The 369-nt window shown below is 49.9% G+C and carries 1 tRNA gene and 1 rRNA gene; both read left to right on the plus strand.

Going from position 1 to position 369, the window contains the following annotated elements:
* Nucleotides 1–147 (plus strand): 16S ribosomal RNA (locus PZE06_RS26890); the annotation flags it as partial.
* Between the two features lie 134 nt (nt 148–281).
* Nucleotides 282–355: transfer RNA gene (locus tag PZE06_RS26895), tRNA-Ile, on the plus strand.
* Nucleotides 356–369 lie beyond the last annotated feature (14 nt).

Raw genomic sequence — 369 nt, forward strand, 5'->3', positions numbered from 1 at the left:
GCCTTGTACACACCGCCCGTCAAGCCATGGGAGCCGGGGGTACCTGAAGTGCGTAACCGCGAGGAGCGCCCTAGGGTAAAACTGGTGACTGGGGCTAAGTCGTAACAAGGTAGCCGTACCGGAAGGTGCGGCTGGAACACCTCCTTTCTGGAGAGGACGAAAGATCGATAAGGTTTTTGTTCTTGTACTGCTGGTGTTGTTTATTCAAGATATGATTCCGTAATGATACGGAAGAGAGAAAGTAAGAAGCCGGGTCTAATTAAACAGACTAGGTTGAACTTAGTCCTATAGCTCAGTTGGTTAGAGCGCTACACTGATAATGTAGAGGTCGGCAGTTCAACTCTGCCTGGGACTACGAACGGAATCAAG

The sequence above is a fragment of the Robertmurraya sp. DFI.2.37 genome (assembly GCF_029211245.1).
Lineage (GTDB): Bacteria > Bacillota > Bacilli > Bacillales > Cytobacillaceae > Robertmurraya > Robertmurraya methanolica_A.